The 19,505-nt window shown below is 56.7% G+C and carries 16 protein-coding genes; 8 read left to right on the top strand and 8 right to left on the bottom strand.

The window, feature by feature from the left end; all coding sequences use genetic code 11:
* Nucleotides 1–63: 63 nt before the first annotated feature.
* The 8 genes from tldD to csrD all read right to left on the bottom strand — a co-directional run bounded on the left by tldD (nucleotide 64) and on the right by csrD (nucleotide 12,329).
* A complete protein-coding gene (gene tldD, locus MXM41_RS17465; protein WP_325933347.1) occupies nucleotides 64–1,509 on the bottom strand; it encodes a metalloprotease TldD in 1,446 nt (481 codons plus the stop codon).
* Nucleotides 1,510–1,595: 86 nt separating this feature from the next.
* Complete coding sequence (yhdP, locus tag MXM41_RS17460; RefSeq protein WP_325933346.1) at nucleotides 1,596–5,393, bottom strand: AsmA2 domain-containing protein YhdP; 3,798 nt, start codon at nucleotides 5,391–5,393, stop codon at nucleotides 1,596–1,598.
* A gap of 42 nt (nucleotides 5,394–5,435) precedes the next feature.
* Entirely contained in the window at nucleotides 5,436–6,905 is a 1,470-nt protein-coding gene (gene rng, locus MXM41_RS17455) for a ribonuclease G (RefSeq protein WP_039030638.1), read from the bottom strand.
* Nucleotides 6,895–7,488 (bottom strand): nucleoside triphosphate pyrophosphatase, encoded by a 594-nt coding sequence (locus tag MXM41_RS17450; protein WP_325933345.1) that lies wholly within the window; start codon nucleotides 7,486–7,488, stop codon nucleotides 6,895–6,897. The genes rng and MXM41_RS17450 overlap by 11 nt, the downstream gene beginning before the upstream one ends.
* Nucleotides 7,489–7,497: 9 nt before the next feature.
* Complete coding sequence (mreD, locus tag MXM41_RS17445; RefSeq protein ID WP_032614566.1) at nucleotides 7,498–7,986, bottom strand: rod shape-determining protein MreD; 489 nt, start codon at nucleotides 7,984–7,986, stop codon at nucleotides 7,498–7,500.
* The gene (gene mreC / locus MXM41_RS17440) at nucleotides 7,986–9,002 is read right to left on the bottom strand and encodes a rod shape-determining protein MreC (protein WP_325933344.1); all 1,017 of its coding nucleotides are present in this window, start codon (nucleotides 9,000–9,002) and stop codon (nucleotides 7,986–7,988) included. Before mreC ends, mreD begins: the two co-directional genes overlap by 1 nt.
* A 62-nt stretch (nucleotides 9,003–9,064) precedes the next feature.
* Nucleotides 9,065–10,108, bottom strand: a complete 1,044-nt coding sequence (mreB, locus tag MXM41_RS17435) for a rod shape-determining protein MreB (RefSeq protein WP_000913396.1) — start codon at nucleotides 10,106–10,108, stop codon at nucleotides 9,065–9,067.
* A gap of 280 nt (nucleotides 10,109–10,388) precedes the next feature.
* The gene (gene csrD / locus MXM41_RS17430; RefSeq protein ID WP_325933342.1) at nucleotides 10,389–12,329 is read right to left on the bottom strand and encodes an RNase E specificity factor CsrD; all 1,941 of its coding nucleotides are present in this window, start codon (nucleotides 12,327–12,329) and stop codon (nucleotides 10,389–10,391) included.
* A 184-nt stretch (nucleotides 12,330–12,513) separates the two neighbouring features.
* Between csrD and MXM41_RS17425 the strand changes: the two genes are divergently transcribed.
* From MXM41_RS17425 to panF, 8 genes are all read left to right on the top strand, one after another.
* Nucleotides 12,514–13,488, top strand: coding sequence for an MDR family oxidoreductase (locus MXM41_RS17425; protein ID WP_325933340.1), 975 nt, complete (start codon nucleotides 12,514–12,516; stop codon nucleotides 13,486–13,488).
* Between the two features lie 77 nt (nucleotides 13,489–13,565).
* Nucleotides 13,566–14,567, top strand: a complete 1,002-nt coding sequence (gene msrP, locus MXM41_RS17420; protein ID WP_325933338.1) for a protein-methionine-sulfoxide reductase catalytic subunit MsrP — start codon at nucleotides 13,566–13,568, stop codon at nucleotides 14,565–14,567.
* Nucleotides 14,568–15,167, top strand: a complete 600-nt coding sequence (gene msrQ / locus MXM41_RS17415; RefSeq protein ID WP_325933336.1) for a protein-methionine-sulfoxide reductase heme-binding subunit MsrQ — start codon at nucleotides 14,568–14,570, stop codon at nucleotides 15,165–15,167.
* A gap of 233 nt (nucleotides 15,168–15,400) precedes the next feature.
* A complete protein-coding gene (aroQ, locus tag MXM41_RS17410) occupies nucleotides 15,401–15,853 on the top strand; it encodes a type II 3-dehydroquinate dehydratase (protein ID WP_325933334.1) in 453 nt (150 codons plus the stop codon).
* 22 nt (nucleotides 15,854–15,875) lie between these two features.
* Nucleotides 15,876–16,346, top strand: coding sequence for an acetyl-CoA carboxylase biotin carboxyl carrier protein (accB, locus tag MXM41_RS17405; RefSeq protein WP_325933332.1), 471 nt, complete (start codon nucleotides 15,876–15,878; stop codon nucleotides 16,344–16,346).
* A gap of 10 nt (nucleotides 16,347–16,356) precedes the next feature.
* A complete protein-coding gene (gene accC, locus MXM41_RS17400; RefSeq protein WP_325933329.1) occupies nucleotides 16,357–17,706 on the top strand; it encodes an acetyl-CoA carboxylase biotin carboxylase subunit in 1,350 nt (449 codons plus the stop codon).
* Nucleotides 17,707–17,814: 108 nt separating this feature from the next.
* Nucleotides 17,815–18,060 carry a YhdT family protein gene (locus tag MXM41_RS17395; RefSeq protein WP_250586353.1) on the top strand — a complete coding sequence of 82 codons (246 nt, stop codon included), beginning with the start codon at nucleotides 17,815–17,817 and terminating at the stop codon, nucleotides 18,058–18,060.
* Complete coding sequence (gene panF, locus MXM41_RS17390; protein WP_325933324.1) at nucleotides 18,050–19,501, top strand: sodium/pantothenate symporter; 1,452 nt, start codon at nucleotides 18,050–18,052, stop codon at nucleotides 19,499–19,501. The genes MXM41_RS17395 and panF overlap by 11 nt, the downstream gene beginning before the upstream one ends.
* Nucleotides 19,502–19,505 lie beyond the last annotated feature (4 nt).

Below are 19,505 nucleotides of genomic sequence, written 5' to 3'. Positions count from 1 at the left end.
TGCTAAGCCCTGCACCTGACTATCCCCTCTCCCTTTAAGGGAGAGGGTTAGGGTGAGGGTAAACTACGCAGTACCGCCGACGGTCAGGTTATCCACCTTCAGGGTCGGCTGACCGACGCCCACCGGCAGGCTCTGGCCCTCTTTGCCGCAGACACCAACGCCGTTATCCAGCTTCAGGTCGTTACCCACCATCGAAATCTGCTGCATCGCTTCGATACCGGAGCCAATCAGAGTGGCGCCTTTCACCGCTTTGGTCACCTTGCCCTTCTCGATCAGATAGGCTTCTGAGGTCGAGAAGACAAATTTACCGGAGGTAATATCCACCTGGCCACCACCAAAGTTCGGCGCATAGATGCCGTAATCAACCGATTCGATAATTTCCTGCGGCGTGGATTTACCCGCCAGCATATAGGTGTTGGTCATGCGCGGCATCGGCAGGTGTGCGTAGGATTCGCGACGGCCATTGCCGGTTGGCGAAACACCCATCAGGCGCGCATTCAGTTTGTCCTGCATATAGCCTTTCAGGATCCCGTTCTCGATCAGCACGTTGTACTGCCCCGGCGTCCCTTCATCGTCGATGGAGACCGATCCACGACGATCGGTCATGGTGCCGTCATCCACCACGGTACAGAGTTCAGAGGCCACCAGCTCGCCAATCTGACCGCTAAAGACGGAAGTACCGCGACGGTTGAAGTCACCTTCCAGACCGTGTCCTACCGCTTCGTGCAGCAGCACGCCAGGCCAGCCCGCACCCAGCACCACCGGCAGCGTACCCGCAGGCGCTGCCACGGCAGAGAGATTAACCAGCGCCATGCGTACCGCCTCTTTCGCCCACGCGTCGGCACGCACTTCACCGTTGATCGGGTTCAGGAACCACTCGTAGCCGAAACGACCGCCGCCGCCGCTTGAGCCGCGCTCGCGTTTGCCGTCCTCTTCCACCAGCACGCTCACCGAGAGACGCACCAGCGGACGCACGTCGGCGGCCAGAGTGCCATCGGTTGCCGCCACCAGAATCAGCTCATACACACCGCTCAGGCTGGCAGAGACTTCCTGCACGCGTTTATCTTCCGCACGGGCGACTTTGTCCACCCGGCGCAGGATATCCAGCTTCTCTTCGCGACTCATGCTTTGCAGCGGATCGACGCTGGTATAGAGCGCAGAGTGCTGCACTTCGCCCAGGGTCTTCACCCGGCCATCACCGCTGTCGCGCACAATGGTACGCGCTGCCTGCGCGCTCTGCTCAAGCGCGGTCAGGCTAATCTGATCCGCATAGGCAAAACCGGTTTTTTCACCACTGACGGCACGTACGCCGACGCCCTGGTCGATATTATAAGAGCCATCTTTGATGATGCTGTCTTCTAAAACCCAGGATTCGTGATAGCTCGACTGAAAGTAGAGATCGCCGTAGTCGAGACGGCGTTCGGTCAGTTGACCAAGAATGGAAAACAGGTCCTGATGGCTCAGGCCGTTCGCTGCCAGCAAATGTTCACTTACCAGGTTCAGACTCATCGTTTTGCTACTCGTTCGTTGCCGTCCACAGGACGTATCTAAGATCTTATCTATTGAGAGTGAGGCAATTAATTGCCCGCGTCAAATCATTGCTGTGCATCTTTGCGTGGCTGACGCAGCACTTCATTAATCTGTGGTTTATCCACCGGGCCGGTAATGTGATAGCGCAGAATGGAGACTTTGCTCCACAGCGGCCCCAGCACTTTACTGGCAGCAAACACCGCCGCGCCAACGATCGGGTTAACGGCAAAGGCCGCCGCCACGCCGACGGTCGCCGAGATCTCCGGGGCCACCACGGCTTCCATATCCAGTTCACGCCGCACCAGGTTGACGGAGCCTTTCATGGCGATATCCGCCTCCAGCCCGTCCACCAGCGTATCATCGGTATGCAGCACGCCCTCTTTGATCCACGCGGTACTGCGGATGGAGTCGAAGTAGAAGCCTTCATTAAAGGTATCGCTAAAGTCAAAACGCAGCTTGCGCAGCAGGGCATCGAAGCTGAGTAAACGTAGCAGCTGCCCGGCATGGCCCGTGCTTAAATCCGCAATTTCACCTCTCCCCAGCCGTGTCTTCAGAATACCGTTCAGCGAGGCTTCGTCAGGTTGCCAGGGCATGTCGCGCCAGTGCAGATCGTAATCCACGTCAAACGACGAACCGCGAACCGGGGTGGAGATACCGAAAAAGTTCGCTGCCGCATCCAGCTTGTTACCCTTAATTTGCCCCTTCAGGGAGGTACGCTGCTCGCGGGCGCCATTTACCCACTCGCCGTTGGCGGTCAGGCGCCCGAAGCCGGTATCGATCAGCCCGCCCGCCAGGGTCAGGGTATCGCCCTTGATAGTGAAGTCGCCATTAATACGGCCATACTTCTGTCCCCACAGCCAGCATTCGCCGCAGCGCAGCTGGAGATCGGGCCAGCCGCTAAAATTGATCCGCGTGGTGCTGGATAACGGCGAGACGTTATTGCCTTTCCCGGCGCTGACGGAGGCCGGGTTGTAATAGAGGTAACGGATATCCGCCTGCCACGGCGCGGTGTTACGCATCTGAAGGCTGGCGTTGATTTCCCGCCCCTGGGCCTCAACTTTAGAGCCGTTGATCGTAGGCTGCGAGACAATGCTCAGGTTATTCCACTGCTGGCCCCCCAGCGTCAGCGCGGGTGTACGCACCGTGATGTGCTGCGGTAACTGTGCCGCATCATCCACATTTTCCCCTACTCCGCGCTGGAAAAGCGCCAGCCATTCTGCTCCGTCCAGCGGCGGGAGATTCAGCTCAACGCCCGCCTGCTCCGGCAGCGGCGGCAGGGTGCGGCTGTCGGTGGTCCAGATAGCCCGATCCAGCGTCAGCTTGCGGTTCAGCAGCCAGCGGCTGTTAAAGTGATTTTTCCCGCCGGTATTGCCGGTCAGGGTAAAGCTGTTGAGATCCCCGTCGACGTTCAGCTTCACCGGCAGCGGCTCGCCCGCATTTTTGTTCAGCGGTGAAGGCAGATCGCTGCTGACGCTCTTCAGGTCGCTGCTAATATCCACCTTGTAATGCGGGCTGCCACGGTAAGGCAGATCGATCGCCACCTTGCCGTTCCAGGGTACGCGGCCTTCAAGCGACTGGCTGACCACTTTTGGCAGCACGTCCATCCGCGCGGGCTGCCAGCTGGCATCCATATTGACCGCCACCTGGTAGGCTTTTTCACCTTCAGTGGTGGAGAAATCGATATTCACCGGCTGGCTGAACCAGTTTGCGCTCAGCGGCCCGCTTTTCAGATCGCCATTCACGAAGCTGAACTGGCCGGTCAAATTGTTCAGCGTGCTGTTCAGCGGCTTGATAAACAGGCTGTTATTTTTCAGTCTGACGTCGCCTTCCGCAGTGGTCATGGAGCCATCCAGCGGAATATCCAGATGTAAGCGAGCATTCACATCGCCATCCAGCTGGAGCTGCTGGAGCGTGGCGCCCAGCGAATCGTCTAACGGCGTCTCTTCAAAATAGGGGCCGACGGCTTTTCCGGGCCCGTTAATATCGGCGTCGATCAGCAGCTTTTCTTTTGAATAGTCGGGGATCACCGCAGTCAGGTTGCTGGCCTTTACACCGCCCAACGCCACGCCGTCGGTTTTCATCCATAAGCCGTCGTTGATGAAATTGAGCTCAATATTAAGGTCTTTCAGCGCCGGCCATCCAGGCTGGAAGGCAAAGGTGGCGTTGCGTAACGGCACCAGCACCTGGAACTGACCTTCGTTGTGCTTATAGGGGAACAAATGCGGATTGCCGCCGTAGGCCAGGGTGGCGCTGTCCGCCTGCCCGCCCTGAATGGCGCCGCTCAGGTAGTCCACCAGGGCATTGCCCATCAGGTTTTCAGGAAAGTAGCGCCAGGCCTGGGCACCGTCGTCGGTACTGATGCCCGCCAGGATCCCCAGCCAGGGCTCGTCGCCCGCCGGCTGCAGATAGCGGAAATCGCCCCGGGCATGCACCGCTTTGGCTTTCACGTCGATGTCACGTCCGTCAAGCTGGAAGCCTTTCTCGTTCTTCAGCCAGTGGAGGGTGGCGGTCCCTTTTTCGATTTCCAGCGGCGCGCGGAAGACGGTTTCATAGGGCATTTTCGCATCGCGCATATGGGCCACAAGACGGCCATCTTCCATGCTGCCTTCCAGCGTGCCGCTAAAATGCTCGGCGCCCGGCAACATCTCCCACTGCTTCCAGGCGAGATCGGTCCAGGCTATGTTGAAGCGGGTTTTTTCCGTTGCCTGCAGCGGAATATCCAGCGCCAGGGCGTTGATTGCCCCAACTGGCTGGGTGGCCTGCCAGACTTCGCCCAGCGCCGGAGAGAGCTTCGCCGCAATGGTACGCAGTCCCTCAAGGCCCGACAGCTCCAGATTGCTGGCGCGAATACGCAGTTCATCGCTGCGTTTGCTGTTGGTGCCGCCCACGTCCTGCTCAGGGATCCAGGCCAGCGACAGCGCGCCGCGCGGCCACGCCTTGTCGTCCAGGGTAATGCGGGTATCGGGGATGGCGAATTGCCAGCCCTGTTTCTCGCGGGTCACATGGGCGGTGAGGTTATCAACCAATAGCTGATGCTGACGCGTTTTACCCGGCCAGGTGGCGCCGCCCTGCTTTAGCCAGATATCGCCGCTGGCGAACTGGCCGTTAGTGAGGGTCATCCAGCCTTCAATGCTAAAGCGTGCGGTTTCAAGCTGCATGTTCTGCTGCAGCCAGTCACCCAGCCAGGGTTTGACGTCCACATCATCGGCCTGCAGCCACACTTTGCCGTTATTCAACAGGCCATTGTCGTCACGCAGATCCATGCGCACCTGCATCACGCCGTGCTGTCCGTTCAGGCTGGAGAGGCTGACCTGGCCTTCAGCACGATGACGCTCTTTGCCGTTGAGCCAGGTTAGCTGGGGGATCGCCAGCTCGGCACGCTGCCCGGAAAGGGTGATAAAGCTAATCTCGCTGTCGCGCAGATCGAAATGATCGAACTGACGCAGGAACAGATCGCTGATGCGGTTGGCTTCAAAGCCTTCGCCCTGATCGTCACTGCGCAGCGGGGTATTAGTCAGAAATTGCAGCTGATAAAAGGTGAGATCGCGAAACTGCCAGCGCAGGTGCAGCAGGCTTTGCCAGACGTCCAGCGCCAGGGTGACACGCTTAATATTAAGGTGGCCGCCGTCTTTCAGCTGCGCGTTGATATTGCGCACCTCCAGGGTCGGGCCAAAATTTTGCCAGCTCGCATTGAGCTGGCTGGCCGCGACGGGCACGCCGGTCGCGGATTCGATCTTCGCCAGCAGCTGCGGGCGCCAGTTGTCCAGATGCGGCAATACCAGACGCAGCCCGCTTACGAGCAGCGCGACAATCACTATTAGCGTTGCCCCTGTAAGCAGTAAAATCCCCGGCAATCGCCTCACGCGTCTCTCCTTGTCAGCCGTTTTCTCGCAGCACGCTGCGTTTTACATCATCACCACGTCAAACTGCTCCGGGTTATAGAGCGGCTCGATCTGTACTTTCACCTGTTTGCCGACAAAGATTTCCACTTCCGCCAGGGCGTGTGACTCTTCCCCTTTCAGGGCTTCCGCCACCGAAGGTGAAGCATAGACCAGGAAACGGTCGGAGTCGTAGGCGTGATGCACGCGAACGATCTCACGCATGATCTCATAGCAGACCGTTTCGACTGTCTTCACCGTGCCGCGGCCATGGCAGGTCGGGCACTCGTTACACAGCACATGCTCCACGCTTTCACGGGTGCGCTTGCGGGTCATTTCCACCAGCCCAAGCTGGGAGAAGCCATTAATGCTGGTTTTCACGCGATCTTTACTTAGCGCCTGCTCCAGCGAATGCAGCACACGACGGCGGTGGTCTTCGTTACTCATATCGATAAAGTCGATGATGATGATGCCACCCAGATTGCGCAGACGAAGCTGACGCGCAATGGCCTGCGTCGCTTCAATGTTGGTGTTAAAAATGGTGTCGTCCAGATTGCGATGTCCGACAAACGCCCCGGTGTTGATATCCACGGTGGTCATCGCTTCGGTCTGGTCGATAATCAGATAGCCGCCGGACTTAAGCTCGACCTTGCGCTCCAGCGCGCGCTGAATTTCGTTTTCAACGTCATAGAGATCGAATATCGGCTGGCGACCGGTGTAGTGCTCCAGCAGGCCAGGCATTTCAGGAATGTATTCCGCGGTAAACTCGAGTAGCGCGTCATAGGTCAGACGGGAATCGACGCGGATGCGATCGAGCTGGGCATCGGCGAAGTCGCGCAGGACGCGCTGGGCCAGCGCCAGCTCGCCGTAAAGCTGATAGCGGGTCTGATTGCGTTTTTTACGCTCCATCACTTTGGTCCAGACGCGTTTCAGGTAGGCGGCGTCTGAAGCCAGATCTTCTTCACTGATCCCTTCGGCGGCGGTGCGAATAATAAAGCCGCCCTGCTCATCGCAGTAAGCACCCACCACCTTTTTCAGCCGCTCGCGTTCGCTTTCGCTCTCGATACGCTGGGACACGCCGACGTGCGAGGCGCCAGGCATAAAGACCAGATAACGGGAGGGTAAGGTGATGTCGGTGGTCAGGCGCGCGCCTTTGGTACCCAGCGGATCCTTCACCACCTGCACCATCAGATCCTGGCCCTGACGCACCAGCTCGGAGATATCACGAACGGTGAACTGCTTTTGCTCTTCTCCCGCCACACATTCGGTATGCGGCATGATATCCGAGGCGTGTAAAAATGCCGCTTTATCGAGACCAATATCTACAAATGCCGCCTGCATACCCGGTAGTACACGACTGACACGACCTTTGTAGATATTGCCTACTATTCCGCGCCGCGCTTCACGCTCAATATGAATTTCCTGAAGAATACCGCCATCGATATAGGCCACACGGGTTTCCGATGGCGTTACGTTTACCAACAATTCAGCCGTCATAATTATCCCTTCCCTCACGCAGTGAGTTAAAATTGCTCAGCAACTCATACGTTTCCACCAGCGGTAAGCCGACTACGGCGTGATAGCTGCCATTAATCTTCCTGACAAAACAGCCACCCAACCCTTGAATACCGTATGCACCTGCTTTATCCATAGGTTCACCGCTGGCGATATAACCGGCGATATCCTCATCTGTGAGTACTCTGAACGTGACATCGGTGACAACCAGACAGTCGAGCACATGCTGACTGTCTGCCAGCGCGACGGCGGTCATCACCTGATGCGTTTGCCCGGACAATTTGCGCAGCATCCGGAACGCATGCTCGCTGTCGTGCGGTTTCTCGAGGACTTCACCGTTAAGGATCACGATGGTATCTGCGCCCAGCACCGGTAAATCACGCGGTACTTGCGCCACGCCTGCCTGGGCCTTCTCCCGCGCCAGGCGAGAGACATACTGCTGAGCGCTTTCGCCCTCAGCCCGTTTTTCCTCAATGCCGGTAACGATACGTTCAAAAGAGACGCCCAACTGTGTGAGCAACTCCTGACGGCGCGGAGAACCGGAGGCAAGATATAGAGACGTCATAGAAACCTTTTACTGCACGGCAAATTGCTGGCGGACCTTACGCATCAGCAGGAATAACCATGGCCAGAGCACACCGTTTACTACACTACTCCAGAACACTTCCGGACGGAAAGAGACGTTGATCACTAAAAACTCTGCCCAGAAAACAATGATATCCGCGGCCATTGATAACAACATCACCACCAGCGCCTGTTGCCAGAGTGCCAGATTACGAAAGAGCTGGAATTTCAGTGCGACCAGGTATGCGATGATACTCATGGACAGCGCGCGTACGCCAAGCGTCGAGCCACTGATCAGATCCAGTATGGCACCCATCACAAAACCTGTGCCCACATTTACGCGGTGCGGCAGAGCGAGGATCCAGTAGAGCAAAATCAGTAGCACCCAGTTTGGCCGGAAAACGAGAATGTCATCCGGCCAGGGCATGACTTGCAGCAACAGCGCGATCAAAAACGAGAGCCAGATAACCCAGCGTCCCTGGCTACGGTAGCTTGCCACTATTGCCCTCCCGGGGAGAGTTGCGGTGGCGGCGGCGCATCAGGCGGTGGCTGGGTCAGCCCTGTTGCCGGCGCCGGGACTGGCGCTGGCGGCCCCATGGAGTCTGGCGAAGGCAAAACCTGCGGCATCATCTGCATCAGGCGTTCATTCGCCACGCGGTGCACCTCTTCCGGTGTCATAGGGTTGCTACCGTTACGATCGGCGCCCCACAACAACAACAGATAGCGCAAGCGCTGTAAACCGGCGGTAGGACGTGCCTGAATCACGGTGTAGGCGCGCTGGGTATCCAGCTTCACGGAGGAGACCACCCCAACCGGATACCCTTCGGGGAAGCGACCGCCCAGACCGGACGTGACCAGCACATCACCCACGCGAATATCGGTATTCGCCGGCAGATGTTCCAGCTGCAGATCGTCGGTACAGCCGTTACCGGCTGCGATCACGCGGATGTCGTTACGCAGAACCTGAATCGGCAGCGCATGGGTCGCATCACAAATCAGCAATACGCGGCTGGTGAGCTTAGCAACGGCCACCACCTGGCCGACAACGCCTTTATCGCTGATAACGGGCTGGCCTTCGTACACGCCATTAACGCTGCCTTTGTCGATGACCACCTGATCGCTGTAGGGATCGTTAACGGTGGAGATCACCTGGGTCACCATCTTCTGCTCATCCTGACGCAGCGGCGAGCCCAGCAGCTCGCGCAGACGCGCGTTTTCCTGCTTGTACTGGCCCAGCATCAGCAGTTCGCTGTTTTTTAGCAGCAGTTCCTGACGTAACGCGCGGTTTTCAAGTTCGAGTTGATCGCGTGAGGACAAGGTTTGCGAAACGCTGTCGAGTAATTCACGGGGACCATTTGATACAAAATAGAAAGGACTGACGGCGGTATCCATGTACGTTCTGATCTGGCTGAACGTACCGAGGCGGCTATCGGCAATAATGACACCAAGCGCTACTAACACCCCAAGGATCAGGCGAAACTGTAGCGACGGGCCACGGCTAAAAATTGGCTTCATAGGCTATGCGTACTCTCGCGTCAGAGAGAAAGGGTAGCCATCCGCTACCCTTTCACACCTGACTACTCTTCGCTGAACAAGTCGCCGCCGTGCATGTCGATCATTTCCAGCGCCTTGCCGCCGCCACGGGCTACGCAAGTCAGTGGATCTTCTGCAACTACGACAGGAATTCCTGTCTCTTCCATCAACAGGCGGTCGAGGTTACGCAGCAGCGCACCACCACCGGTCAGAACCATGCCGCGCTCGGAGATATCGGAAGCCAGTTCCGGCGGGCACTGCTCGAGGGCAACCATGACGGCGCTGACGATACCGGTTAACGGCTCCTGCAGCGCTTCGAGGATTTCGTTGGAATTCAGGGTAAAGCCACGTGGAACGCCTTCTGCCAGGTTACGGCCGCGAACTTCGATCTCGCGAACTTCGTCACCCGGGTAAGCAGAACCGATTTCGTGCTTGATACGCTCTGCGGTGGCTTCACCGATCAGAGAGCCGTAGTTACGGCGGACGTAGTTGATGATCGCTTCGTCGAAGCGGTCGCCACCGATACGGACGGAGGAGGAGTAAACCACACCGTTCAGGGAGATAACGGCCACTTCAGTAGTACCGCCACCGATATCCACCACCATGGAACCGGTTGCTTCGGAAACCGGCAGACCTGCACCGATTGCCGCAGCCATTGGCTCTTCAATCAGGAAAACTTCACGCGCACCAGCGCCCTGAGCGGATTCACGAATAGCACGACGTTCAACCTGGGTAGCGCCAACCGGCACACACACCAGAACACGTGGGCTCGGACGCATAAAGCTGTTGCTGTGCACTTGCTTGATAAAGTGCTGAAGCATTTTCTCGGTCACGAAGAAGTCAGCGATAACGCCGTCTTTCATCGGACGAATGGCAGCGATATTACCCGGCGTACGGCCAAGCATCTGCTTAGCGTCATGGCCTACAGCCGCTACGCTTTTCGGTGAACCAGCACGATCCTGACGAATGGCCACAACTGAAGGCTCATTCAGTACGATGCCTTGTCCTTTTACATAAATGAGGGTATTCGCGGTACCCAGGTCAATGGACAGGTCATTGGAAAACATGCCACGAAATTTTTTCAACATACTAAGGGATAATCCTGAAAGCTGGGGCGGAAAACAAAATCCGCTTACTTTACCAACCACACGCAGCAGCGACAAGGCGCAAAAATCGCCTGCTACGGTGAAAATTAGTGCAGCACGTTTCCTTTGTTACAAATCGTCGCCTGACTCCCTCAGGGCTGAGAAAACAGCAGCGTTCCTCACGTTCATTTGTAACCCGTTAAAGGTCGTTCACTGTCATTTTGCTCGTCATACATCACGCTACAGGCGCGATATTCTACGTGAAAACTTACCAAACGGCAGGTTAAACAGAGTATCTTTGCGAATATTTTTTCACATTGCTGTCAAGCGGCTGAGAGGCTGCGAAAAAATCCCCCTGGCCCCCTGTCACGCCTCGCTCTGTCAACGTCTGCCATTCCGTTCGCGACCGCACACCCGTAGCAAATACACGCGTTTGCGTTCCTTTGCACGCCTCCACCAGGCTCTGTACCAGCAGCTGGTTTTCCGTGCGTTTTTCAATATTCCTTACCAGCCCTGGATGCAGCTTCAACAGCTCCACCTCCAGCGCCTTAATCCAGCTGGTGCTGACCAGCGTCAGACCCGCCTGCGTCACCGCGACGCGTGCACCCAACGCGTTTATCAGCCGAACGACCGGCTGTAACCGACTGATGTGTTGACAAACATCCGCCTCTGCAAGTTCAAAAATAATCCGTCTACGCTGCGATTTTTCACATTGCATCAGCAGATCGCGCAGCCAGCGCTGGAAACGCGGACGGATCAGTGACTCCACCGTCACCTGCAGCGCCAGATGCTCTTCGGGCCAGAAGGATAAGAATGGCATTAATCGCGATATTTGCTGACGGTCGTACTCTTCAGACAGGCCAAACTGCAGCACCATCGGCAGATATTCCGCCGATATTACCTCTTCGTTACCGTCGAAGATCCGGCACAGCAGCTCCCGGTGATGGACATGGCCGCTGGTTAGCACCGCCGGCTTTTGATAAATCCGTGGCCCGCCGCGGGTGAGCATCTGCTCGATTAAGGTTCGCCAGCGCACGTTGCCGCGCCCTTTTTCAGGCAGAGAGTCATCGTATACCGCCCAGCCGTTTGCCCCCTGCAGCACCGCGTTACGGGTGGCGGCTTCGGCATGCTCCATCACCTGTTCGGTTGACTGGCCGCCGCGCCAGGCGCAAATGCCAATATGGACCATGTCATCGCGATCGAGCATTTTGCTGGGAGGCAACGCATCCACCGATTTCAACAGCAGGCTGGCAATACTTTCGGACTCTTTCAGGGTGCGGTGCGGCAGCAATACGGCGTAATCGCTGCGGTGATAGCGCGCAAGCAATGCGCCGGGATAGCGCATAATAAAGGTGGAGAGCATATTAATGAGCGTGAACAGATTCTCCTCCGCAACTGCTCGCCCCCAGTTATCTTTCAGCAGATCGAAATCCGGAAGGCGGACAATCATCACCACCCCGTGCGTGCCCACGTTTTCCTGGTCTTCCAGCAACGTCCCCAGCTGATTATCAAAGAACAGACGATTATTGAGGCCGGTTTTGTTGTCCTGGGCGGCATAGGAGCGGATCAGGGTGTCGATCCGGCTGCGCTGGTCGCTGGCAAACTGAATTTCAGAGAGCAGAACATCCAGCGCACTGCTGGTTCGCGAGGGCCATTCATAGACCGAGCCACGCACCTGAGCGCCCCGCTCACCGTTGAGGATCCGCGCGGAACGCGACTCCAGCAACTCCTGCCCGGAGAGCTGACGCCGCAGCCAGCGCACGGCCAGAAAGATCAGCACGACCACAAAGATCACCGCCAGCGTGAGCGGTGCGGTGGTCATTAATGAACGAAAATAACTGGTCATAGGGTCCTGATAGACCAGGCTTATCGTCATGCCGGGGTTTTTCAGGGAGTGGACAGTGAGTTCGAGGGTCTGGGGAGGTGAACCTGCCGGTCGGTAAGCGGTTTGTCCGGTGTGGCTTAAAAGAACGTGTTCGCCCTGTTTGATCTCCACCCGCGTGATATCCACCGGCGCCATCAGCTCATCCAGCTGACGGGAAAGTTCGGGAAAGGGTGTGCTGATAAGGCGAGTATCAATGACCGACGCAACGGACTGAACGCGGTTCGCCAGCTTCCCCTGAATCGCATTGTAAAAACTGAGCGAACAGCCGATAAAGGTGACAAAAATAGTCAACCCGGTAAGCAAGGAGATAAAAGCGGAGAACTTCGTCGATAATCGCATCCTTGAGATTACTCCGTGAGTTGATGAGGATAGCAAGTAAGTACTAACTCGCAATACGGCATCGGCATACTACCAAATCCGGTGTATCTGGCAATTTATTGCGTTAAATCGGCATTGCATGTCAATGAGCGAGTATAGTCTTCAAAAAATTTTTTCCAATCATCATGCTGAGTAAGGAATTCATATGCAGGCTTTGATCTTAGAACAGCAGGAAGGCAAAACTCTTGCATCAGTGCAATCTATCGAGGAGAGCCGCCTGCCAGAAGGTGCCGTGACCGTGGACATCGACTGGTCCAGCCTTAACTACAAAGACGCCCTCGCCATCACGGGTACCGGAAAAATCATCCGCAATTTCCCAATGGTTCCAGGTATCGACTTTGCGGGACGCGTGCATTCAAGCGAAGACCCGCGTTTTCATGCCGGCCAGCAGGTGCTGCTGACCGGCTGGGGCGTGGGTGAAAACAACTGGGGCGGGCTGGCGGCGCAGGCGCGCGTCAACGGCGACTGGCTGGTGCCAATGCCGAAAGGGCTGGATGGCCGTGAAGCGATGATCATTGGCACCGCCGGTTTTACCGCCATGCTGTGCGTGATGGCGCTGGAAGAGGCCGGGATACGTCCCGAATCCGGTGAAGTAGTCGTGACCGGCGCCAGCGGCGGCGTAGGCAGTACGGCGGTTGCTCTGCTGCATAAGCTGGGTTATCAGGTGGCGGCGGTGTCTGGCCGTGAAAGCACCCACGATTACCTGCGTACTCTCGGTGCCAGCCGTATTCTCAGCCGGGATGAGTTTGCCGAGACCCGTCCGCTGGAAAAACAGGTCTGGGCCGGAGCCGTCGATACCGTGGGCGACAAAGTGCTGGCGAAAGTGCTGGCGCAGATGAACTACGGCGGTTGCGTGGCGGCATGTGGTCTGGCCGGCGGTTTTGCCCTGCCAACCACGGTGATGCCGTTTATTCTGCGTAACGTCCGTCTGCAGGGCATCGATTCTGTGATGACCCCTGCTGAACGCCGCGCGCAGGCCTGGGAGCGACTCGTACGCGATCTGCCGGCCTCCTTCTATGACCAGAGCGCCACGCAGATTAGCCTCGAACAGGCGCCGGAGTATGCCACCAGGATTATCAACAACCAGATCCAGGGCCGTACGCTGGTGAAGCTCGCCTAATCTTCAAATTTTCGTGACATATTCGCTTTAACCCTGCTCCTCCGTCATGCTTAAAAAAATGCATGACGGAGGATGCCATGAAAGTGAAACCCCTGACGGAAGCCGATATCACCGCGGAATCCGTTTTTATGCTCAAGCGCCGCCAGATCCTGAAGATGCTGGGTATTGGCGCCGGCGCGCTGACGCTCTCCCCCCTCGCTCAGGCCGATCTGCTGGACTGGTTTAAAGGCAACGATCGCCCTAAAGCGCCCCCGGGCAAGCCGCTCACCTTTACCCAGCCAGCGCAGTGGCAAAGTCCGCTCGAGAAAACCCCCGAAGAGAAAGTGACGGGCTATAACAACTTCTATGAGTTCGGCCTGGATAAAGCCGATCCGGCGGCCAACGCCGGAAGCCTGAAGACCAACCCCTGGACGCTGAAAATTGACGGCGAAGTGGCAAAACCGCTGACCCTGGATTACGACGATTTAACCACCCGCTTCCCGCTGGAGGAGCGTATCTACCGCATGCGCTGCGTCGAGGCCTGGTCAATGGTGGTGCCGTGGATTGGTTTTCCGTTGCATAAGCTGCTGGCGCTGGTGGAGCCCACCAGCAACGCGAAGTATGTCGCCTTCCAGACCCTTTACGCCCCGGACATCATGCCGGGTCAGAAAGACCGGTTTATCGGCGGCGGGCTCGATTACCCGTATGTGGAAGGGTTGCGTATTGATGAAGCCATGCATCCTCTTACGTTACTCACCGTCGGCGTGTATGGCAAAGCCCTGCCGCCGCAAAACGGTGCCCCCATCCGCCTGACCGTACCCTGGAAGTACGGCTTCAAGGGAATTAAATCGATCGTCAGCATCAAGCTGACCCGCGAGCGCCCGCCCACCACCTGGAACCTTGCCGCACCGAATGAGTACGGTTTTTACGCCAACGTGAATCCGCACGTCGATCATCCGCGCTGGTCGCAGGCCACCGAGCGCGTTATTGGCGCAGGCGGTGCGCTGGATGTGAAGCGCCAGCCCACGCTGCTGTTTAACGGCTATGCTGACCAGGTGGCCTCGCTCTATCGCGGCCTCGACTTGAAGGAGTTTTTCTAAGTGCGTCTCACGGCAAAACAGATCACCTGGCTGAAAGTGGCCCTGCATCTGGCAGGGTTGCTTTCTTTTATATGGCTGTTCTGGGCCGCCAGCCACGGCGGCTTTAGCGCCGACCCGGCCAAAGATATCCAGCATTTTACCGGCCGAACCGCGCTAAAGTTTTTACTGGCGACCCTGCTGGTCTCGCCGCTGGCGCGCTATGCAAAACAGCCGCTGCTGATCCGAACCCGGCGTCTTCTGGGGTTGTGGTGCTTCGCCTGGGCGACATTACACCTTACCAGCTATGCGTTACTGGAGCTGGGCATAAATAATCTGGCCCTGCTGGGGCGTGAACTGGTGACCCGCCCTTATTTAACTCTGGGGATCATCAGCTGGGCGATTTTGCTGGCGTTAACCCTCACTTCCACGCAGTACGCGCAGCGAAAACTGGGAAGGCGTTGGCAACTTCTGCATAATTTCGTTTATCTTGTCGCGATTCTGGCCCCCATCCACTACCTTTGGTCAGTGAAAATCCTCTCGCCGCAGCCCATCATCTACGCGGTGCTGGCTTTGGGACTTCTGGCGTGGCGATATAAGAAGTTTCGCCAGTGGTGGCGATAGTGAACGAAAACGTGCGTATTCCCGCAGATCGTTTAACCTTCCCGGGTATTTATCTGAATGCTGTTGATAATCTTCCCTGATAAGACCAGTATTTAGCTGCCAAATGCTACGAAATCATTATAATGTGCCACTTTGGTTTCCCCGACGGGTTTTTCATAGCCTGAGAGGGTGACAATCGCGCATCGAAGGTATATTTTGTTTTTTACCGGAGAATCGCAGGAGATAGCGGCACAATGGCTGACAAGTTTCACATCTTAGTTTTGAACGGACCGAACCTGAACATGCTCGGCACCCGTGAACCCGAGAAGTACGGCACGCTAACGCTCACCGATATTGTTAATCGTTTGGGTAGCGAAGCAGCGGCGCTAAATGTGGAACTGGATCACTTTCAGTCGAACGCGGAGTACGCACTCATCGACCGAATTCATCAGGCTAAAGGCACCACGGACTATATCCTGATCAATCCGGCCGCGTTTACGCACACCAGTGTTGCTATTCGCGACGCGCTGCTGGCAGTGAGCATCCCATTTATTGAGATTCACCTCAGCAACGTGCATGCGCGGGAGCCGTTCCGCCACCACTCCTACCTGTCGGATATCGCCACTGGCGTCATCTGTGGACTGGGGGCAGACGGTTATTCATTCGCTTTACAGACAGCGGTAAACCGCCTGTCACAATCACACTAAACAAAGAGTACGGAACCCACTCATGGATATTCGTAAGATTAAAAAACTGATCGAGCTGGTTGAAGAATCAGGTATCTCCGAACTGGAAATTTCTGAAGGCGAAGAGTCTGTACGCATCAGCCGTGCTGCGCCAAACGCAGGCTTCCCGGTTATGCAACAAGCTTATGCTGCACCAATGATGCAGCAGCCAGCTCTGTCTAACGCTGTCGCGCCAGCTGCGACCCCAGCAATGGAAGCACCAGCAGCAGCGGAAATCAGTGGCCACATCGTACGTTCCCCAATGGTTGGTACTTTCTACCGCACCCCGAGCCCGGACGCTAAAGCGTTCATCGAAGTGGGCCAGAAAGTTAACGTGGGCGATACCCTGTGCATCGTTGAAGCCATGAAAATGATGAACCAGATCGAAGCAGACAAGTCAGGTACTGTGAAAGCGATTCTGGTCGAAAGTGGTCAGCCGGTTGAATTTGACGAGCCGCTGGTCGTCATCGAGTAACGAGGCGAACATGCTGGATAAAATTGTTATCGCTAACCGTGGCGAGATTGCCCTGCGAATCCTTCGTGCCTGTAAAGAACTGGGCATCAAGACCGTCGCTGTGCACTCAAGCGCGGACCGCGATCTGAAACACGTATTACTGGCGGATGAGACGGTCTGTATTGGCCCGGCGCCATCCGTAAAAAGCTATCTGAACATCCCGGCAATCATCAGCGCCGCTGAAATCACTGGCGCGGTGGCTATTCACCCGGGTTACGGCTTCCTCTCTGAGAACGCCAACTTTGCTGAACAGGTTGAACGTTCCGGCTTTATCTTCATCGGCCCGAAAGCTGACACCATCCGCCTGATGGGTGACAAAGTGTCTGCGATCACCGCCATGAAGAAAGCGGGCGTCCCTACCGTTCCAGGCTCCGATGGCCCACTGGGCGAGGATATGGATGCTAACCGTGCCCATGCAAAACGCATTGGCTACCCGGTTATCATCAAAGCGTCTGGCGGCGGCGGCGGTCGCGGTATGCGCGTTGTGCGCAGCGACGCCGAACTGGCCCAGTCTATCTCCATGACCAAAGCGGAAGCGAAAGCCGCGTTTAACAACGACATGGTCTACATGGAGAAATACCTGGAAAACCCACGCCACATCGAAATTCAGGTGCTGGCAGACGGTCAGGGCAACGCTATCTATCTGGCAGAACGCGACTGCTCCATGCAGCGCCGTCACCAGAAAGTGGTCGAAGAGGCACCGGCACCAGGTATCACCCCGGAACTGCGTCGCTACATCGGTGAGCGTTGCGCCAAAGCCTGTGTTGATATCGGCTATCGCGGCGCGGGCACCTTCGAGTTCCTGTTCGAAAACGGCGAGTTCTACTTCATTGAGATGAACACCCGTATTCAGGTTGAGCACCCGGTTACCGAAATGATCACCGGCGTTGATCTGATTAAAGAACAGCTGCGTATCGCTGCGGGTCAGCCGCTGTCCATCAAGCAAGAAGAAGTGATGGTTAAAGGCCATGCGGTGGAATGCCGTATCAACGCCGAAGACCCGAACACCTTCCTGCCAAGCCCGGGGAAAATCACGCGTTTCCACGCGCCGGGTGGTTTTGGTGTGCGCTGGGAGTCTCATATCTACGCTGGTTACACCGTACCGCCGTACTATGACTCAATGATCGGCAAACTGATCTGCTACGGCGAATCTCGTGACGTGGCGATTGCCCGCATGAAAAACGCCCTGCAGGAGCTGATCATCGACGGCATCAAAACCAACGTTGATCTGCAGATGCGTATTATGACTGACGAGAACTTCCAGCATGGTGGCACCAATATCCACTATCTCGAGAAGAAACTCGGCCTTCATGAAAAATAAGCACAGATAAGCAGCAAAAGGCCGGTTAATCCGGCCTTTTTTATTTCTGGGGGTTGCGAAGCCCCATAAGGTACAATCCCCGCTTTCTTTTTCCACAAGGGACAAAAAATGGACAAACGTTTTGTTCAGGCCCATAAAGAGGCGCGATGGGCGCTGTGGTTAACCCTTCTCTATCTCGCGGCTTGGTTAGTGGCCGCTTACTTACCTGGCTCTGCAATCGGGATTACCGGTCTGCCCCACTGGTTTGAGATGGCCTGTCTGCTCATCCCGCTGGTCTTTATTGTGCTCTGCTGGGCGATGGTGAAATTTATCTATCGCGATATTCCGCTGGAGGATGACGATAATGCAGCTTGAAGTGATCCTGCCGCTGGTCGCGTATCTGTTCATTGTTTTTGGCCTGTCCGTCTACGCCATGCGCAAACGGACAACGGGCACGTTTCTGAACGAGTACTTCCTTGGCAGCCGCTCAATGGGCGGCATTGTGCTGGCGATGACCCTGACCGCCACCTATATCAGCGCCAGCTCCTTTATTGGCGGCCCGGGCGCGGCCTATAAATATGGGCTGGGCTGGGTGCTGCTGGCGATGATCCAGCTGCCCGCTATCTGGCTGTCGCTGGGCATTCTCGGCAAAAAATTCGCTATCCTGGCGCGTCGCTACAATGCCGTGACCCTCAACGACATGCTCTTTGCCCGCTATCGGAGCCGCCTGCTGGTCTGGCTTGCCAGCCTGAGCCTGCTGGTGGCTTTCGTGGGCGCCATGACCGTGCAGTTCATCGGCGGTGCGCGCCTGCTTGAAACCGCAGCCGGTATTCCCTATGAAACAGGCCTGCTGATTTTTGGTATCAGCATTGCGCTCTATACTGCCTTTGGCGGCTTTCGCGCCAGCGTGCTCAACGACACCATGCAGGGCATGGTGATGCTGGTTGGCACTATTGTGCTGCTCGTAGGCGTAGTACATGCGGCGGGGGGGCTAAGTCACGCGGTGGAAACGCTGCAGGCCATCGATCCAAAACTGGTTTCGCCGCAGGGTGCGGATGACATTCTGTCGCCAACCTTTATGACCTCCTTCTGGGTGCTGGTCTGCTTCGGGGTGATTGGTTTGCCCCATACCGCTGTGCGTTGCATCTCCTATAAAGACAGCAAGGCGGTGCACCGGGGTATTATCATTGGCACCATAGTGGTGGCGATCCTGATGCTCGGGATGCACCTCGCAGGCGCGCTGGGCCGAGCGGTGATCCCGGACTTAACCGTGCCGGATCTGGTGATCCCCACTTTAATGGTGAAAGTGCTGCCGCCGTTTGCGGCCGGGATCTTCCTTGCTGCGCCAATGGCGGCGATTATGTCGACAATTAACGCTCAACTGCTGCAAAGTTCCGCTACGATCATTAAAGATCTCTACCTGAACATTCGCCCGGAGCAGATGAACAACGAGCGCCGCCTGAAGCGGATGTCCGCCGCAATCACCCTGATTTTAGGCGCGCTGCTGTTGCTGGCCGCGTGGAGGCCGCCAGAGATGATCATCTGGCTCAACCTGCTGGCGTTTGGCGGGCTGGAAGCGGTGTTCCTCTGGCCACTGGTACTTGGCCTGTACTGGGAGCGCGCCAATGCCGCAGGCGCGCTGAGCGCGATGATCGTCGGCGGCGTACTCTATGCCGTGCTCGCCTCCTTTAAAATTCAGTACCTGGGCTTCCATCCGATCGTGCCCTCGTTACTGCTAAGTTTGCTGGCGTTTGTGGTGGGAAACCGTTTCGGTCAATCCGCTCCGCAGGTTGCCGTGATTTCTACTGATAAATAAAGAG

It is taken from the genome of Leclercia adecarboxylata, from assembly GCF_035787115.1.
GTDB classification, from domain to species: Bacteria; Pseudomonadota; Gammaproteobacteria; order Enterobacterales; family Enterobacteriaceae; genus Enterobacter; species Enterobacter adecarboxylatus_E.
Note: the sequence above shows the minus strand (reverse complement) of the source record. Positions and strands in the feature narration are given on the sequence as shown.

Excerpts from the sequence above, each read along its gene's own strand:
- MXM41_RS17450 (WP_325933345.1), bottom strand. The coding sequence starts at position 7,488 with ATGACGTCTCTATATCTTGCCTCCGGTTCTCCGCGCCGTCAGGAGTTG.
- MXM41_RS17395 (WP_250586353.1), top strand. The coding sequence starts at position 17,815 with ATGGACAAACGTTTTGTTCAGGCCCATAAAGAGGCGCGATGGGCGCTG.
- csrD (WP_325933342.1), bottom strand. The coding sequence starts at position 12,329 with ATGCGATTATCGACGAAGTTCTCCGCTTTTATCTCCTTGCTTACCGGG.
- aroQ (WP_325933334.1), top strand. The coding sequence starts at position 15,401 with ATGGCTGACAAGTTTCACATCTTAGTTTTGAACGGACCGAACCTGAAC.
- msrP (WP_325933338.1), top strand. The coding sequence starts at position 13,566 with ATGAAAGTGAAACCCCTGACGGAAGCCGATATCACCGCGGAATCCGTT.
- accC (WP_325933329.1), top strand. The coding sequence starts at position 16,357 with ATGCTGGATAAAATTGTTATCGCTAACCGTGGCGAGATTGCCCTGCGA.
- mreC (WP_325933344.1), bottom strand. The coding sequence starts at position 9,002 with ATGAAGCCAATTTTTAGCCGTGGCCCGTCGCTACAGTTTCGCCTGATC.
- tldD (WP_325933347.1), bottom strand. The coding sequence starts at position 1,509 with ATGAGTCTGAACCTGGTAAGTGAACATTTGCTGGCAGCGAACGGCCTG.
- mreB (WP_000913396.1), bottom strand. The coding sequence starts at position 10,108 with ATGTTGAAAAAATTTCGTGGCATGTTTTCCAATGACCTGTCCATTGAC.
- rng (WP_039030638.1), bottom strand. The coding sequence starts at position 6,905 with ATGACGGCTGAATTGTTGGTAAACGTAACGCCATCGGAAACCCGTGTG.
- accB (WP_325933332.1), top strand. The coding sequence starts at position 15,876 with ATGGATATTCGTAAGATTAAAAAACTGATCGAGCTGGTTGAAGAATCA.
- panF (WP_325933324.1), top strand. The coding sequence starts at position 18,050 with ATGCAGCTTGAAGTGATCCTGCCGCTGGTCGCGTATCTGTTCATTGTT.
- MXM41_RS17425 (WP_325933340.1), top strand. The coding sequence starts at position 12,514 with ATGCAGGCTTTGATCTTAGAACAGCAGGAAGGCAAAACTCTTGCATCA.